Source organism: Sphingobium cloacae (genome assembly GCF_002355855.1).
Taxonomy (GTDB): Bacteria; Pseudomonadota; Alphaproteobacteria; order Sphingomonadales; family Sphingomonadaceae; genus Sphingobium; species Sphingobium cloacae.
In genome coordinates this window covers 1-14,875 of record NZ_AP017658.1, presented here as the reverse complement: position 1 = coordinate 14,875, position 14,875 = coordinate 1, and the positions used below count along the sequence as shown (strand labels likewise).

13 protein-coding genes and 2 pseudogenes are annotated in these 14,875 nt (G+C 65.1%); 8 read left to right on the top strand and 7 right to left on the bottom strand.

Annotated elements, in window-relative coordinates; all coding sequences use genetic code 11:
• Nucleotides 1-11: 11 nt before the first annotated feature.
• On the bottom strand, nt 12-605 hold the full coding sequence (locus SCLO_RS21445) for a recombinase family protein (RefSeq protein WP_066522055.1): 594 nt from the start codon (nt 603-605) through the stop codon (nt 12-14).
• Nucleotides 606-743: 138 nt separating this feature from the next.
• Here SCLO_RS21445 and SCLO_RS21440 point away from each other — a divergent pair, with 138 nt between their 5' ends.
• From SCLO_RS21440 to SCLO_RS21420, 5 genes are all read left to right on the top strand, one after another.
• Nucleotides 744-3,701 carry a Tn3 family transposase gene (locus tag SCLO_RS21440; protein WP_066522050.1) on the top strand — a complete coding sequence of 986 codons (2,958 nt, stop codon included), beginning with the start codon at nt 744-746 and terminating at the stop codon, nt 3,699-3,701.
• Between the two features lie 403 nt (nt 3,702-4,104).
• On the top strand, nt 4,105-4,737 hold the full coding sequence (locus SCLO_RS21435; RefSeq protein WP_066522052.1) for a SprT family zinc-dependent metalloprotease: 633 nt from the start codon (nt 4,105-4,107) through the stop codon (nt 4,735-4,737).
• Between the two features lie 72 nt (nt 4,738-4,809).
• Nucleotides 4,810-5,463: a ParA family protein gene (locus SCLO_RS21430; RefSeq protein WP_061939917.1), complete on the top strand. Its 654-nt coding sequence runs from the start codon at nt 4,810-4,812 to the stop codon at nt 5,461-5,463.
• The gene (locus SCLO_RS21425; protein WP_231923468.1) at nt 5,460-5,786 is read left to right on the top strand and encodes a hypothetical protein; all 327 of its coding nucleotides are present in this window, start codon (nt 5,460-5,462) and stop codon (nt 5,784-5,786) included. Before SCLO_RS21430 ends, SCLO_RS21425 begins: the two co-directional genes overlap by 4 nt.
• Nucleotides 5,783-6,736, top strand: a complete 954-nt coding sequence (locus tag SCLO_RS21420; RefSeq protein WP_061939919.1) for a replication initiator protein A — start codon at nt 5,783-5,785, stop codon at nt 6,734-6,736. The genes SCLO_RS21425 and SCLO_RS21420 overlap by 4 nt, the downstream gene beginning before the upstream one ends.
• A gap of 571 nt (nt 6,737-7,307) precedes the next feature.
• Here the strand turns inward: SCLO_RS21420 and SCLO_RS21415 are convergent.
• The 3 genes and pseudogenes from SCLO_RS21415 to SCLO_RS21400 all read right to left on the bottom strand — a co-directional run.
• Nucleotides 7,308-8,200: pseudogene (locus tag SCLO_RS21415) on the bottom strand (type IV secretory system conjugative DNA transfer family protein); the annotation flags it as partial.
• A gap of 60 nt (nt 8,201-8,260) precedes the next feature.
• Nucleotides 8,261-8,773: pseudogene (locus tag SCLO_RS21410) on the bottom strand (hypothetical protein); the annotation flags it as partial.
• 57 nt (nt 8,774-8,830) lie between these two features.
• Complete coding sequence (locus SCLO_RS21400; RefSeq protein WP_001389365.1) at nt 8,831-9,595, bottom strand: IS6-like element IS6100 family transposase; 765 nt, start codon at nt 9,593-9,595, stop codon at nt 8,831-8,833.
• Nucleotides 9,596-9,807: 212 nt separating this feature from the next.
• Here SCLO_RS21400 and SCLO_RS21395 point away from each other — a divergent pair, with 212 nt between their 5' ends.
• The 3 genes from SCLO_RS21395 (at nt 9,808) to SCLO_RS21385 (ending at nt 12,152) form a co-directional block, all read left to right on the top strand.
• The gene (locus SCLO_RS21395; protein WP_007686500.1) at nt 9,808-10,974 is read left to right on the top strand and encodes a hypothetical protein; all 1,167 of its coding nucleotides are present in this window, start codon (nt 9,808-9,810) and stop codon (nt 10,972-10,974) included.
• A 96-nt stretch (nt 10,975-11,070) separates the two neighbouring features.
• Complete coding sequence (locus tag SCLO_RS21390; RefSeq protein WP_007686501.1) at nt 11,071-11,469, top strand: MbcA/ParS/Xre antitoxin family protein; 399 nt, start codon at nt 11,071-11,073, stop codon at nt 11,467-11,469.
• On the top strand, nt 11,469-12,152 hold the full coding sequence (locus SCLO_RS21385) for an RES family NAD+ phosphorylase (RefSeq protein ID WP_013041559.1): 684 nt from the start codon (nt 11,469-11,471) through the stop codon (nt 12,150-12,152). The genes SCLO_RS21390 and SCLO_RS21385 overlap by 1 nt, the downstream gene beginning before the upstream one ends.
• 44 nt (nt 12,153-12,196) lie before the next feature.
• Here SCLO_RS21385 and SCLO_RS21380 read toward each other — a convergent pair whose 3' ends face one another.
• From SCLO_RS21380 to SCLO_RS21370, 3 genes are all read right to left on the bottom strand, one after another.
• The gene (locus tag SCLO_RS21380) at nt 12,197-12,547 is read right to left on the bottom strand and encodes a hypothetical protein (RefSeq protein WP_007688086.1); all 351 of its coding nucleotides are present in this window, start codon (nt 12,545-12,547) and stop codon (nt 12,197-12,199) included.
• Nucleotides 12,548-12,611: 64 nt separating this feature from the next.
• Nucleotides 12,612-13,625 carry a ParB/RepB/Spo0J family partition protein gene (locus tag SCLO_RS21375; protein WP_013849890.1) on the bottom strand — a complete coding sequence of 338 codons (1,014 nt, stop codon included), beginning with the start codon at nt 13,623-13,625 and terminating at the stop codon, nt 12,612-12,614.
• A 47-nt stretch (nt 13,626-13,672) separates the two neighbouring features.
• On the bottom strand, nt 13,673-14,875 hold the full coding sequence (locus SCLO_RS21370) for an AAA family ATPase (RefSeq protein ID WP_007688084.1): 1,203 nt from the start codon (nt 14,873-14,875) through the stop codon (nt 13,673-13,675).

The following is a 14,875-nucleotide window of genomic DNA, read 5'->3' as shown; positions in this document are numbered from 1 at the left end:
GGATCTGCACGCTAAGGACGAACGGAGCGGGAACGCGTGGGCTTTGTGTCCCTGTCCATGCTTTCAAGGGCTTTGTAGAGGGCGGTCTTTCCGATCTTGAGGCGCGCAGCGGCTTCGCGCACGGTGAGGCCGGAAGCGATATGATCGCGCGCTTTGCGGAGCTTGTCGGGCGTGACCACTGGCCGCCGCCCGCCGGCGCGGCCTCGTTCGCGAGCAGCCTTGAGGCCGGCATGGGTGCGCTCGCGGATCAGATCGCGCTCGAACTGGGCGAGCGAACCGAAGATGTTGAACACGAGCATCCCGCCCGAAGTGGTGGTGTCGATGTTCTCGGTGAGCGAGCGGAACCCGATGCCGCGCGTCGCCAACTCGCCGACTTTCTCGATCAGATGGCTCATCGAGCGGCCGAGCCGATCGAGCTTCCAGACAACGAGCGTGTCGCCGCTGCGCAGGTAGGCGAGCGCCTCGGTCAGGCCAGGCCGATCGGCTTTGGCGCCAGAGGCGTGATCGTCGAATATCCGGTCGCAGCCGGCGGCGTTCAATGCGTCGTGCTGGAGCGAGAGCTTCTGGTCGGGGGTGGAGACGCGCGCATAGCCGATCAGTGCCACGGGAGGTCCCATCGTGTCCGTTTTCCCATCATCGCGCGACCTTGTCCGAATCGCCATCGCAGGTCCAGAGTTGACGGACACATTCCCGCTGGCCGTTCAACGGACGTCTGACGGACAGCGACATGGAGGGGTTCGACCTTGGCCAGAAGACACCTGCTAACCCGCGAGATGCTTGCGGGCCATTATGATCCGTCGCTCGATGAACGCGAGATCGCGCGTCACTTCACCTTGACCCGTGACGACCTCGAACTGATCGCATCCCGGCGTGGCGACGTCACCCGTCTCGGCTATGCGATGCTGATGCTGTATCTGCGCTGGCCGGGGCGCGTGCTGGAAGCCGGCGAAGCGCCGCCCATGCCGATCCTCGCGTTCGTGGCCCATCAGTTGGATGTGTCGCCCGCATCATGGCGCGACTATGCCCGCCGCGACGAAACGCGGCGGTCGCACCTCGCCGACCTGTCGCGGCGCTTCGGTCATCTCGTTTTCAGTCGTGCGGATTTCCACGCGCTGGTCGCGTTCGCCATGCCGATCGCGCAGACCGTCACCCAGTCCTCGCGGCTTGCGGGCATCGTCATCGACGAGATGCGACGCCGGCGATTGCTGCTGCCGCCCGTGACGGTGATTGAGGCGATAGTGCGACGGGCGCGGCAGCAGGCCGGGGATCTGGTCCATGACGTGCTCGCCGGAGATCTCGGCGAACCCGAACGCGCGACGCTCGACGCCCTCCTGTCGCGGCGCGACGACAAAAGCGCGACCTGGCTCTCATGGCTGCGCAACCCGCCCCTATCGCCGGCCCCGCGCAATATCCTGCGACTGATCGAACGGCTCGACCAAGTTCGCGCGCTGGGCCTGGCGGCCTCGCGCGCCGCGACCATCCCGCAGGCGGCATTCGACCGGATCGCCGACGAGGCGGCGCGCATCACGCCGCAGCATCTGGCGGAACTGCCCGACCTACGCCGTCATGCGATCCTTGTCGCTGCCGGCATCCGGCTTGAGGAAAGCCTGACCGATGCGGTGCTGACGATGATGGACAAGCTCCTGGGGAGCATGATGCGACGGGCCGAGAATCGGACCAAGGACAAGGCGATCGGCACGATCCGGTCATTGCAGGCGCAGCTTCGCCTGCTCACCGGCTCATGCCGGACATTGCTCGACGCGCGGGCGCGAGGCGTCGATTCTCTTGCCGCCATCAGTTCGATCGACTGGGAAAGGTTGGGAACGGCGGTCGTGGACGCCGAGCTACTGATCGCGCCGGAAACAATCGACCGCACGGCGGAACTGATCGAACGGCAGCGCTCGCTGCGCTCCGTGATCGGGCCGTTCCTCAACGCCTTTGAGTTTCGCGGGGGTGGTGCGGTGCAGGGCTTGCTCGATGCGGTTCGGCTGATCGCCGACATTTATCGCACCGGACGACGGCGCCTGCCCGATAACCCACCGCTCCGCTTCGTGCCGCCGTCATGGCGGCCGTTCGTGCTGCGCGATGGCGTGGTCGTCCGCGCCGCCTATGAGCTGTGCGTGCTCACCCAACTGCGCGACCGGCTGCGCGCCGGCGACATATGGGTGGCGGCGAGCCGTCATTATCGCGCCTTCGACAGCTATCTCCTGCCGCCTGCAACCTTCGATGCGATGCGCGCGCGAGGACCGCTGCCACTGGCGATCGATACTGATTTCGACAGCTTCGTCGCCGGCCGCCGCGCCAGTCTCGACACCGCGATCGAGCGGGTGACGATCCTCGCTCGACAGGGAGAACTGCCCCAGGTGCGCCTTGACGACAATGGCCTTGTCGTATCCCCGCTCAAGGCGATCACGCCGCCGGATGCAGAGAATATGCGCCGCGTCGCCTATGATCGGCTGCCACGCGTGAAGATCACCGATCTCCTTTTGGAGGTCGATAGCTGGACCGGCTTTTCCGAGTGCTTCACCCATCGCCGCTCCGGTCGCGTGGCGGACGATCGTAACGCGCTCCTGACCGTGATCCTGGCCGATGGCATCAATCTCGGGCTGACGCGCATGGCCGAGACCTGTCAGGGCGCGACCCTGCGTCAGCTCGCCCATCTGCACGACTGGCATATCAGCGAAGCCGCTTATAGCGAGGCGCTGGGGCGGTTGATCGACGTTCACCGCACCGTGCCGTTGTCCGCGCTGTGGGGCGACGGCACCACCTCTTCCAGTGACGGCCAGCTCTTCCATGCGGGCGGGCGCGGCGCCGCGATCGGCGACATCAATGCGCGCAACGGCAATGAACCCGGCGTCAGCTTCTACACCCACGTCTCGGACCAATATGATCCGTTCTCGAGCCGCGTGATCGCGGCGACCGCCGGCGAGGCTCCCTATGTTCTCGACGGGCTGCTATACCATGCCACCGGCCTGTCGATCGAAGAGCATTACACCGATACCGGCGGCGCATCCGACCATGTGTTCGGCCTCATGCCCTTCTTCGGCTACCGCTTCGCGCCGCGCCTGCGCGACCTGAAGGACCGGCGCCTGCATCTACTGCCGGGCCAGGAAGCGGGGCCGCTGCTGGCCGGTATGACCGGCGATCCGGTAGCCATCGGGCATGTCGCCGCCCATTGGGACGAACTGCTGCGCCTCACCACTTCGATCCGCAGCGGCACCGCCACCGCTTCGGCGATGCTGCGCAGATTGTCCGCTTACCCACGCCAGAACGGACTCGCGCTGGCCTTGCGCGAGGTCGGGCGGATAGAGCGCTCGATCTTCATGCTCGACTGGCTGCGCGATCTCGACCTGCGCCGGCGCACCCAGGCCGGTCTCAACAAGGGCGAGGCCCGCAACGCGCTCGCCCGCGCGCTCTTCTTCAACCAGCTCGGCGAGCTGCGCGACCGGCGGTTCGAGAACCAGACCTATCGCGCCTCCGGCCTCAATCTCCTCGTGGCCGCCATCATCCTGTGGAACACCCGCTATCTCGAACGGGCGGTCGGGGCGCTGGCGATCCCGGAGGACGTTGCGCGCCATATCGCCCCGCTGGGATGGGAGCATATCTCGCTCACCGGCGACTATCGCTGGAATGTCGAAAGCCGCCCCGATCCCGGCCAGCTCCGCCCGTTGCGCACGCCTTCCTCGCTCCTGGCCGCATGATGCCATTCACCCGCGTTCGCCAAAGGTTCCCCCCTAGCGTACGTAAAACGCACTTTCGTGTAGTCAGCCCTGCGGGACCGCGCTCTATCTCCGCTTGCGCTCCGACCGAGCCGCCACACCGGCGTCTCGTCCCTGCCGGGTGACGATCGCTCGCGTAGGCGGGGGCTGCTTCCCCGCCAGATGGTCGCCGGCGATGCCGGCGAAGCTCCCCGTCAGGACAGGGAAAGTGGGGCGCTGCCCCCCTCTCCCTGCAACGGCAATCAGCCGGGCCGTGGCTCGGCTACGCCTGCGCCCGCACCACCCCGGCAGATTCCCGCTGCCCCCTCACCCCCCCGCTGTTCGCCACGAGGCAGAGCCGATGGCCTTGGCCATCGCCCCGAGGGCGATTTGAAGGGAGCAGGACATGGAGCAGGATAATCGCGAAAGCTGGCTGAACCGGGTGGCGATCGGCATGGGGCCGCTATTCAAGGCGCTGGACGCCCCCCTTCCCTCTCGCGTGCGGGTGGCGATCGGCTTCACCAGCAGGGGAGCCAAGGGCAAGGCGATCGGCGAGTGCTGGGACAACCGGCGCAGCGGCGACGGGCATTTCGAGATATTCATCCGGCCCGACCTCGCCCACGCCCCTGATGCGATGCCGGCGCAGATCGCCGCGATCCTCGCGCACGAGCTGGTCCACGCGGCGGTCGGGATCGCGGCCGGACACGGGAGAGCGTTTAAACGGATCGCAATCGGGCTGGGGCTGGTCGGGCCGATGCGCGCCACCACCCCCGGGGACGCCTTCCTTTCCGCCATTGCACCGATCCTCGCTGCGGTCGGTCCCCTCCCCCATGCCCGGCTTGATACGGGCAGCGCGACCACCCGGCCGAGGAAGCAGGCGGCGCGGATGCTGAAATGCGAGTGCGCGACGTGCGGCTATACTGTCAGGACCGCGCGCAAATGGCTGGAGACAGCGGGCGCACCCTTGTGCCCGGTTGAGAGGCACGGCCCGATGCGCCACGATCCGATCAGCAACGGAAGTGAGGACGAACTCGGCTAAGCGACTAAGACCCTTTACGACTAAGCGGCTAAGCTCCATAAGTAGCTTAGCCGCTTAGTAGGAGCAGCAGCTATGCAAGTATGGGCCGTCATCGCGCAAAAGGGCGGGCAATCCAAAACCACCCTTACAACCGGATTTGCCGTCGAGGCGGCGCGGGAGGGGGCATCCGTCGTCATCCTCGATGCCGACGATCGCCAGGGATCGGCGCTCTACTGGTCCGAACGCCGCGACGACGACGACGTGATGGTGAAGGACAGCAGCGTCGCCGGCCTGCCGCTCCACGTCTCGCGCGGGCGCAGCAGCGGCAAGATCGACCTCATCATCATCGACACGCCGGCGAACTCCAAGGACATTGCTATGCTCGCAGCCGAGCAGGCGGATTTCGTCATCATCCCTGTCGCGCCGCGAGGGCTGGACGTCCATTCGGTGTTGCAGACCGTCAAGCAGGTGCAGCAGGCAGGCACGCCGTTCGCCGTCATACTGACGCAGGTTCCGCATCAGGGCGGGGAGGGCCAGGAGGCCCATGCCGGCTTCGCGGCGAAGGGCGTGACGATGTTCGACAGCCGCCTCCACTTCCGCAAGGATTTCTACAAGGCGACGCCACTCGGCAGAACAGCGGCCGAGACGGACCCGGACAGCAAGGCAGCAGCCGAGTTGCGTGCCGCCTATGACGAGGCTAAGCGACTAAGCGGCTTTACGACTAAGCAAGTAAGCGAGGTTGGATGATGGCGAAGAAAACTTCCGCGCTCGCCGGCATTTTCGATGACGAGCCCGATGCACCGGCACCGGTTGCCGACACAACTCCCGCGCCGCAGCCTGCCGCCCCGCGCCGGTCGCGGCGTGCGGCCGACACGCCGGCCCCGGCAGCACCTGCGCGGCGCAGCAGCCATCCCGGCAAGAAGCCGGTGCTGATCCACATTCCCGAAGACATGCACCGCACGCTGCGCCAGCTCAGCGTCGAGGAGGGTGGGGAGCCCCTTACCGTCATCACCGAGCGGTTGCTGCGCCAGTATCTGGTCCAGCGGGGACACACCAGGTTCGCGCCGTGAGCAAGCGGCGTGATCCCAATCCCGAGTTCGACCTGTTCATTCCGGCGCTCGGCGATCTTCCGCTCAAGGATCAGCGGGAGGTCATGGAGCGCCCGTTCTTCTCGCTCCAGAAGCGCAAGCGGCTGAAGCCGATCGAGTATCGCAGCCCGGACGGCGATGCCTGGGTGCGCGTCCAAGCCATTCCCGATTACGGCATGGCCACGATCTGGGATGCCGATATCCTGATATGGGCCGCGTCCACGCTCAATCGCATGAAGCAGCAGGGGCTGAACGATCTGCCCCGCACGCTGACAACCACGCCCTACGACCTGCTGCGGGCGATCAAGCGGAGCACAGGGGGCAGGGACTACCAGGAGCTGCAAGCCGCGCTTCTCCGGTTACAGACGACTTCGATCACGACTTCGATCCGCGCGACGAAGCGCCGGCAGAAGGCCGGCTTCAACTGGCTCGACAGCTGGACCTTCGACACCGACGCCGAGACGGAGCAGCCGCGCGGCATGACGCTGACCCTCTCGGATTGGGTCTATGAGGGCATCGTCAACGAGAAGTCGCTGCTCACCATGCACCCCGACTATTTCCTGCTTTCCGGAGGGCTGGAGCGGGCGCTCTACCGCATCGCGCGCAAGCACGCCGGTACGCAACGCGGTGGGTGGACGTGCCGGGTAGAGGTGCTCCGGGACAAGACCGGCAGCGATGCCCAGCCCAAGGAGTTCAACCGGATGCTCCGGCGGGTGATCGAGGCCGACCAGCTCCCCGACTATGCGATGGAGCTGACCGAGACGACGGACAAAAGCCCTGCCGTGCTGTTCAGGCTCCGTGGCGAGGCCGAGGCACTGGCACTCGCCGAGAGGATGCGCGCCGAGGAGGAGCGGCGCGCCCGTTTCGACGCCGAGCGCAAGCGGGCCGAGGAAGTCGATGCGCATATGGACCGGCTTGCCGGCCGACGCTGACTATCGGGGTATCACCCACCGCAGGCCTAGCTATCGGGGTTTCACCCACCGGCCAGCGATGCCGCCTGAACCCTGACATGGTCCGGTCGATGGTGGAGCGGCAGGCAGGCTGTGGATAACTGGCGCAGGAAGCACCTTTCCGTCTCCAGAGTCTCGGGGTTTCACCCACCTTGGCGTCGGGGTATCACCCACCACACTATCGGGGTATCACACACCGAATCACGGGGTTTCACCCACCGGGCGGTCCGGCAAGCAGTTGATAAACAAAGCAAGATTACGCTTTTTGAGCGGCTTAACTTGTTTAACGATTCCTATTTAACAGAATCTCTTAACCGGCGAAGCTCATCCCGACGCAACCGAAAGGGGCAATGCGGAATTGGCCTATCGGCCAATGCGCCTTCAATCCGTGCCGGCTAACGCCGTCACCAGAGCGGCCTATCGGCCGCAGGGCTTCCGAGAGAAGCCAAGCGAAACCGGCGGTGTGTGCCTTTCAGCGTTTCGCCAGCGGAGAGGGCGGTAAGGCGCTACTTCAAAGCTCACCGTTCGATCTCCCGGGAACGGGTCAGTCCGATCATGCCGGATCGAACAGACCGGCGAACTCGCGCTGGTCATAGTAGCGGACCTTGCTGGCCCAGAGCGGGCGTTCGCCCTGGCGCAGCAGCAGGAGGGTGTCGGCCGGCATCCGCATGATTTCGTCGGGCGTGACGAGCCGCCGCGCCGTGACATGCGTGCTGACGCTTTCCGAGGGGCCGGCGCGATTGTCACCCCAGCCAGTGCGCGCGACGTGCTGAGGGTCGCATATTCCAGCGTCGTGTCGCCGATCGTGCGGGAGAGCATGTCAGCGGTAGCGTGGTCATTGACCCCGAACGTCTGGATCACGCCGGCATTGGACAGGAAGGTGCCGGCGCGCTCGCCATAGAGAGCGCGGAGCTGGTGCATGTCCTGGAGGATCGGCCAGAGCTGGAGGCCATAGCCGGCCATCAGCCCCATCGCGCGCTCCACCGGCTCCAGTCGGCCGAGGGCGGCGAACTCATCGAGCAGGAACAGCACGGGGCGTTCCGGGCGGGCAGGGGAGCGCGCCATGTCAGTGACGGCTTGCGCGACCAGCAGCCGCAGCCAGCGCGCATAGGTATAGAGCCGGTCGGGCGGCAGGCACAGGAACACGGTGCCGGGCCGCTCCTTCAGGTCCGCGAACCGGAAATCGGACGCCGACGTGCTTTCGACCAGGCGTGGGCTGTCGAGAAAGTGAGTGTGACGCTGCGCCGACGACAGCACGCCGGCGGCCTCGCGATCGGACTTGCCGAGCTGGCGGTTGGCGGCGCGCGCGATCAGGCCATGCGCGCCGGTGCTGGCCTGCATGTCCGCCAGCAGTGCGGCGAAGCCGGCGGGATCGCGGGTGAGCTTGTCGCGCACCGTGGCGAGCGTCGCTTGGGACACGGGCTCATGGACGACGGTGTGCAGGATGGCCCTTATGCATTAATCGGACACAGATTCACGGTAGGCGTCAGCGTCAGTGGAAGGGGACTATTTCCGCAGGTCTTCGATGCCGAGTTCGCGCCACATCCAGGTGAAATCGTAGGTTGCCATCGGGTCGTTCGGTTCGGGGTGAGCGCTGCTACGGTTTTCGAGATGCTTGAGCCACCCAGCTACTCGATAACGGCCTGCGGCCGTTCGAACGGCCGCACGTGGGCTGATGTCCCCAAGCATTCCAACGGGTTCATCGAGCGTCGCGCGGTACTGGCGGTCGAGCATGGCATGAACGAGCGGGGTTGCCACCTCTGGCGCAATGGCCGGTGCCGGTTCGGATGTTGTCAGTCCCTCGGCCCGCGCGGCCATGGCCTGTTCGATCGTCTCGATCGTGGTCAGCGGCGAGCCGACCAACCCGGCGAGCGCATCGGTGATGAGCGCGGTACCGCGTTTCGCCCGCTCGGCCGAGGTGACGGCGAGAACCAGAGCCCGGCCTTTCAATTCGACATTGCCGAGCACCGGGGTGCCGTTCGCCATCGTCACACCCCACGCCATACGGCCAGTGCTTCTCGCGGCTCTGTTGCAAAGATTGGCGGCAGTCAGAGGTAGGCTGTCGCTCTGCGCCGATCAGGCGGCTGCTGCGAAATGGTGGTTGAGCATGCCCATGGCCTCCGTCAGCGCCGAGGGCCCAATGCCAAAAGCTCTCTCCACAAGGCGCACCTCGCCCCTGATGCCGGGCTGCAGGCACCAGGGGCGAGCCTGTCCTTTGCGCAGGGCTCGCATGACTTCGAATCCCTTGATCGTGGCATAGGCCGTGGGGATCGATTTGAAACCGCGCACCGGCTTGATCAGTATCTTGAGCTTTCCGTGATCGGCCTCGATCACGTTATTGAGATACTTCACCTGCCGGTGGGCCGTCTCCCGGTCCAGCTTTCCTTCGCGCTTCAATTCGGTGATCGCTGCACCATAGCTCGGCGCTTTGTCGGTATTGAGCGTGGCAGGCTTTTCCCAGTGCTTCAGGCCTCGCAGGGCCTTGCCCAGGAACCGCTTCGCTGCCTTGGCGCTGCGGGTCGGCGACAGGTAGAAATCGATCGTGTCGCCCCGCTTGTCGACTGCCCGGTACAGGTAGGTCCACTTGCCCCGCACCTTGACGTAGGTTTCATCCAGGCGCCAGCTCGGATCAAAGCCACGCCGCCAGAACCAGCGCAGCCGCTTCTCCATCTCCGGGGCGTAGCACTGGACCCAGCGATAGATCGTCGTATGGTCGACCGAAATGCCGCGTTCCGCCAGCATTTCCTCAAGGTCGCGATAGCTGATCGGATAGCGACAATACCAGCGCACCGCCCACAGGATCACATCACCCTGGAAATGGCGCCACTTGAAATCCGTCATCGTTCCGTCCGTCCAATCTCCGCCAAGCATGCTCAAGCTTCACGATTTTTGCAACAGAGCCCTCACGACGCGCCTCGCTCCTCAGCCGCGCTTGTAGCCCACCTTATAAAGAACGGTCAAATCTGCTTATGTGATAACTGCAATTATCACATGTTCGTTCACCAACCACCTGAGTAGTTGTGCAGTGTTTTGGCATTCACTACACATCCGGCATGGAGCGCTTCCATCCCCTCGCCGCCGACACCGACGTCCCACCCGAGGAGCTCGCCCTCGCGCAAGGCGAATGCGCGCTGGCGCTCGGCCGGCTCGACGGGCTCCTCGCCAGCCTCACCGATATCGAAAAACGGCTGTTCTGCGTAGGGCTGCTGCGGGAGGTGTTGCTTTCATCCCTGGCGCAAGCGGGATTTGCGGACGCCGAACACCGGTTCAACGCCTGGTTCGCCGGGCTCGACCGCGGCCCCCAAGAGACACCCCTCACCGGCTGCTCCGCCTATGCCGTGGTCCGCGCCCTGCTCGGCGAACTCAGCCGTCATCCGTGGGAACCGCTCGCCGATGCCGCGCAGACCATCGCTCTGGCCGCTCGCTTCGGGGCCGACCGCCCGATGCAAGCCGAAGACGCGCTGGCGGAGGAAGCGATCGGCAGGGCGATCACGCTAATGAAACAGGCCGGCGCGGATGACGAGACCCCCCTGCCCTTCGCGGGTCTGGCCCGCCTGCACGCGCTGCTGCGCGCCGATCCGCGGTTCGCGCCGCTGGAGCGCGCGGTGCAAATCCGTTCGTTTGGGAACCGCGCGGTGGCGATCGAGCAGGCCGCCACGCGCACCCCGCTCTGGGCGGTCGATGCCGCGCTGGGGCGGCTGCTGACCGCGTCCGGCGCGTGGGCCCGCGCCCTCCCCTGCCCCGGCGCGGTGACGGCGCAAACGCTGCAGCCGCAGCTCTGGCCGGGCGAACGCGCCATGCTGGCGGCCCGCAGCCTCCAGCGCAGCGTGACCCGGCTTGCCGAGCTGGTCGCGCAAGCGCGGCGGCGCGCGGTGCTGATGCGCGAGCAGTTGGGGCACCTGCGCTCGAGCGCGCGGGCACCGCAGGTGTGGATCCTGCTCGCTGGTTTTGCGCCACTCGGGCTCGATCAGATCACCTGGGCGTTCGGGATCAGTCGGCGCGGCACCTATGCGATCGGCGACGCCCTTGTGGCGGCGCGCATGGCACGGCGGGAGACGGTCAAGGGGAAGGCCCTGCTGGTCGTCGAAGAACCGGGAAGGGATGGGCAGCCGGCGTCTTTGGACCAGGCTACCGCCCTCCCCCATGCGGCTCTTGCCGAGTTCGACGCGGCGATGGGTGAGATCGACCGGCTGCTCGCCGGCAGTTCTGGCCATCCCTGACGCGGCATCGCGCGCATTCGGCGTGTATGAAAACTGATCTCTTCTTGACGTTATGTACAGATATCATACATAGACAGAGAAAGAAGGAGATGGCCAATGGCCACAACTGCCCATTCCGGCGTCCCCGCCAAAGCGCCCAGCCGCAAGGATCTGAGCGGTCCGGCGCTGCGCACCTTTTTCCGCATTGCCGACGCCTGGGACCTCAAGGAAGCCGAGCAGATGAAGCTTCTCGGGCTCGACAGCCGCTCGACCTTCCAGACCTGGAAGCGCGGCGCGGTCGCGGCGATTCCCAAGGATGCGCTGGAGCGCATCTCCTATGTCATGGGGATCTACAAGGGGCTGAAGATGCTCCTGCCCCGTACCGCCAACGAATGGGTACGCAAACCCAATGAGGCGCCGCTGTTCGCCGGACGCCCGGCGATCGAGCGGATGGCCTCGGGCAATGTCGCCGATCTCTACGTGGTGCGTCAATATATCGACGCGCAGCGCGGCTGATGGATGCCATTGCGACGACGCAAGTGCGGTGGCAACCGTGCTACCGGATCGTCGCAAGCCGGTTCCCGCCCATATCGCTGTTTGAGGATGTCGCGGATCCGGCCGACCTGGAAGCGGTCTATGCGATCGAGGCGATGACCAACGACCGGCTTCGCGACGAGGTCGGGGACCTCGCCCTCGTCCCACCGGAGGACCGCGTATCGGGACCCGGAACATCGGCGATCATGGCAGCGTTCACCCACCTAAATCCCGATGGCAGCCGGTTCTGTGACGGCAGTTTCGGGCTGTTCTACGCTGCCAGCACCATCGAGACTGCGGTTGCCGAGACGCGCCATCACCGAACCCGCTTCATGGCGTACACCCACGAACCGGCGCAGGAACTCGACATGCGCGTCTACGCGGTCGACCTGGACGCCATGCTCCACGATATTCGCGGCCTGCGCGATGAACGCCCTGCCCTCTACGCCCCGGACAGCTATGCCGCCGGCCAGGCGCTTGGCCGGCACCTGCGTGAGCAAGGTTCGGATGGCATCGTGTACCAAAGCGTGCGCGACGCCGACGGCGAGTGCGCCGCGGTGTTCCGCCCTCGCCTACTCGCCAACAGCCGACAGGAGCGGCACCTGTGCTACGTTTGGGATGGCCGGGCGATTGTCACCGTCTACGAGAAGAAGACATTCGCCTAAAGGTCCTGCGGACAAGCTAACCTTTCGGCCTTGAGTGACGCCTGTCAGGAATAGACCCCGGCAGCCATACGATCGAGATCTTCCATGACGATATCGATATCGCCATTCGCAACCAATTCCGCGGCCGTTTTCCCAACTCCAGAAATGGGTTGATGCTTGAACCAGATAACCGCCTTGCCTTCTTCGCCTGCAAGTTCTGCCGCTCGCGTTATAACTCGGGCTATTTCCTCCAGTTTAATCTGCACGGTCGGGGCGGAGGGATACAGAGTCATGGCCTTAGGATCCAGGCGAGCAACGCGAGCCAAATGCGCCATGGAGAAGCGCAGGCGCTCCGCCAGACGACGGGGCGAGATGATCTCATTCTCGCGAATGTCATCCTGGAAGGCTGCAGTCATAGGGCAGTCCATATTCAACATGTGAAGACAAAACTCTCACGTCTCAGAACCGCTGAAGATTGTCCTAGCTCCAATGCTGATCGAGCAGCGCTTTCAACGCGGCCTCCGCTTCAGCCCGCGTACCACCGGCATGCGGGAGCAAGGTAAGTTTGAGACCCTTACGATCCACCGCCTCCACTTTCAGCAATGGTTTCCCCCCTTCGGACACGATCGTTTCCGGCTTTCCTGACTTCTTGGGGGATCCTGACCTCTTGGGGGGATCGGCGGCCAGAGCGAGCGCGCGTATGATATCGGGGACCGGCATCGGTGCTGCGCGATCGGACTGCACCTGAGCGAGACGTCCCGCCTCGGCGAACACACGCTGCCGCCGATCCTCCGGTTTCAAGAGAGGCTTGATCGCGGTGACATGCTTGATCCTGAGATCCTGCGGAAGGGCGAAGGCCGCCATCAGTTCCGCCGGCAGCCGGGCAAGGTCGAGATAGCGGCTGAGCCAGCTTTCCGTGACATTGATCCGCTCGGCCATCACCTTCTGGCGCCCCTCATAATAGGCGTCGAGCGCGCGCAGATAGTCGCGCGCGCGCTCCAGATCGGTGAGATCGTCGCGCGCCCGATTCTCGAGGTCAGCGAGACGGAAGGCCTCCTCGTCGGTAAGGCTACGGATATCGACGAGAAAGCGGAAATCCGGATAGTTGTGGGCGCGCAGCCAACTGATCGTCCAATGCCGGCGCGCGCCGCAAATCACCTCGAAATCGAAGGCAGGATCGTCCTTCACGCGGCGAACGATGGCGGGCATTTCTTGCTTGCCCTGCGCCTTGATGCTCTCGATGAGGTCGGCGCACCGCTCCTCATTGAGGAGCGCATATTCGCGGTTATGCCCCGCCCACATTCGGCAGCGCGCGGGATCGACAAGCTCATGGGTGCGCGAGACGACGCTGCCCGTCGCCAATTCGGCAAGCCGGCTTTCCCGGCCCGCCAGCACGCTCGCACCGATGCCAGGGCGCCGCGCCGCTGGGGCTTGCGCCCCCGGGTCGATTCCGGCGACCAGATCAGCCGCGAAGTTGGCGTTCTTCTTGCTCATCATCCACCCCTTCTACCCGGAATTGCACCGGTGCAATTTTGCTCGCATCAGGCGAGTCCCTCCTTGCGAAGCCGCGTCAAATGGCTCGGCCACATCGACCGAATGTCGACCTCAATTTCACTGTTCACGCCATCAAGATAGGCAAGGCAGCGGTTGCGCACCGTCGAACTGGTGACCGGGCCGTCCAGCTCGTAGACGGTCATCAGCCGCGCCGTTGCATTGTCGATTTCGGCCGAATCCTTGAGCGGCGTACGGACGATCGCGTGACCGAAAAGGGTCCGCATCAGGTTCAGCAGTTCCTTCTGCATCGACTTATTCTCATCGACCTTGGACGCCACAAAGCGCAGGAACTGAAGCGACGGCGCCAAGCCGCGATCGGCCAGCGTCTCTATGGTCTCATCGAGCATGGCGAGGAAGGCCGCCGTCGACGAGAAGTCCATCACCGTCGGCGGAACCGGCACCACCAGCGCATTGGCCGCGCGCAGCACCGAAAGCGAGATCGCGCCGAGCGCCGGAGGCGGATCGAGAACCACCACATCGAACCGATCGGCAATGCTCGCGATGCCTTGCGCCATGCGGTCGATCAGGTTCCCCTGCCCCCGCGCCATGCGCGCTGCGATTTCATATTCCGACTGGAACAGCCGCAGATTGGCCGGAACAAGCTCGAGGCCGTCGAAGTGGGTCTTGCGCAGGGCATAGTCGAGCGACTCCATGTCGTCGTGCCGCAGGAATGGATAGAGCGTGTCCTCCTCGGTCAGGTCGAGGTCGGGCACATAGCCGAATAGCGTGGTTGCCGACGCTTGGCTGTCGCAATCGATGAGAGCCACCCGGTAGCCCTTGATCGCGAGATATTGGGCCAGGTGCACCGAAAGAGTCGATTTCCCCACCCCGCCCTTGAAGTTCTGCACCGCGATAACGCAGCAGGGATCGGTTGCGGCCCGCCAGGGCCGGGTGCCGAACAGTCCGCGCATGTCGTTGAGCTGCGCCAGGGTATAGCCGACACGCCGATTATTCTCGGTTCGCGGAGGCGGCGGCAAGCGGCCGTCCTTCTCGGCCTCGCGAATGGCCGCCGCGGTTCGGCCGACCAGTTCCGCGGCCTTGCCAATCGGGAACGTCGGCTCGCGCCGCTCGTCCGCCCGGGCACTCCGCGCGGAGTCGCGGAGCCGCTCGAGGACAGAGCTGGTCCGTTGTGCGAGCGTCGAGACGGACAGCAGGTCCTGCGTGCCCTCAATGTCGAGTGATGCAGCCAA

Bases quoted from the DNA above. Each gene is read 5' to 3' on its own strand.
- SCLO_RS21395 (WP_007686500.1), top strand. From the start codon at position 9,808: ATGGAGCGCTTCCATCCCCTCGCCGCCGACACCGACGTCCCACCCGAG.
- SCLO_RS21385 (WP_013041559.1), top strand. From the start codon at position 11,469: ATGGATGCCATTGCGACGACGCAAGTGCGGTGGCAACCGTGCTACCGG.
- SCLO_RS21390 (WP_007686501.1), top strand. From the start codon at position 11,071: ATGGCCACAACTGCCCATTCCGGCGTCCCCGCCAAAGCGCCCAGCCGC.
- SCLO_RS21375 (WP_013849890.1), bottom strand. From the start codon at position 13,625: ATGAGCAAGAAGAACGCCAACTTCGCGGCTGATCTGGTCGCCGGAATC.
- SCLO_RS21425 (WP_231923468.1), top strand. From the start codon at position 5,460: ATGATGGCGAAGAAAACTTCCGCGCTCGCCGGCATTTTCGATGACGAG.
- SCLO_RS21430 (WP_061939917.1), top strand. From the start codon at position 4,810: ATGCAAGTATGGGCCGTCATCGCGCAAAAGGGCGGGCAATCCAAAACC.
- SCLO_RS21400 (WP_001389365.1), bottom strand. From the start codon at position 9,595: ATGACGGATTTCAAGTGGCGCCATTTCCAGGGTGATGTGATCCTGTGG.
- SCLO_RS21435 (WP_066522052.1), top strand. From the start codon at position 4,105: ATGGAGCAGGATAATCGCGAAAGCTGGCTGAACCGGGTGGCGATCGGC.
- SCLO_RS21380 (WP_007688086.1), bottom strand. From the start codon at position 12,547: ATGACTGCAGCCTTCCAGGATGACATTCGCGAGAATGAGATCATCTCG.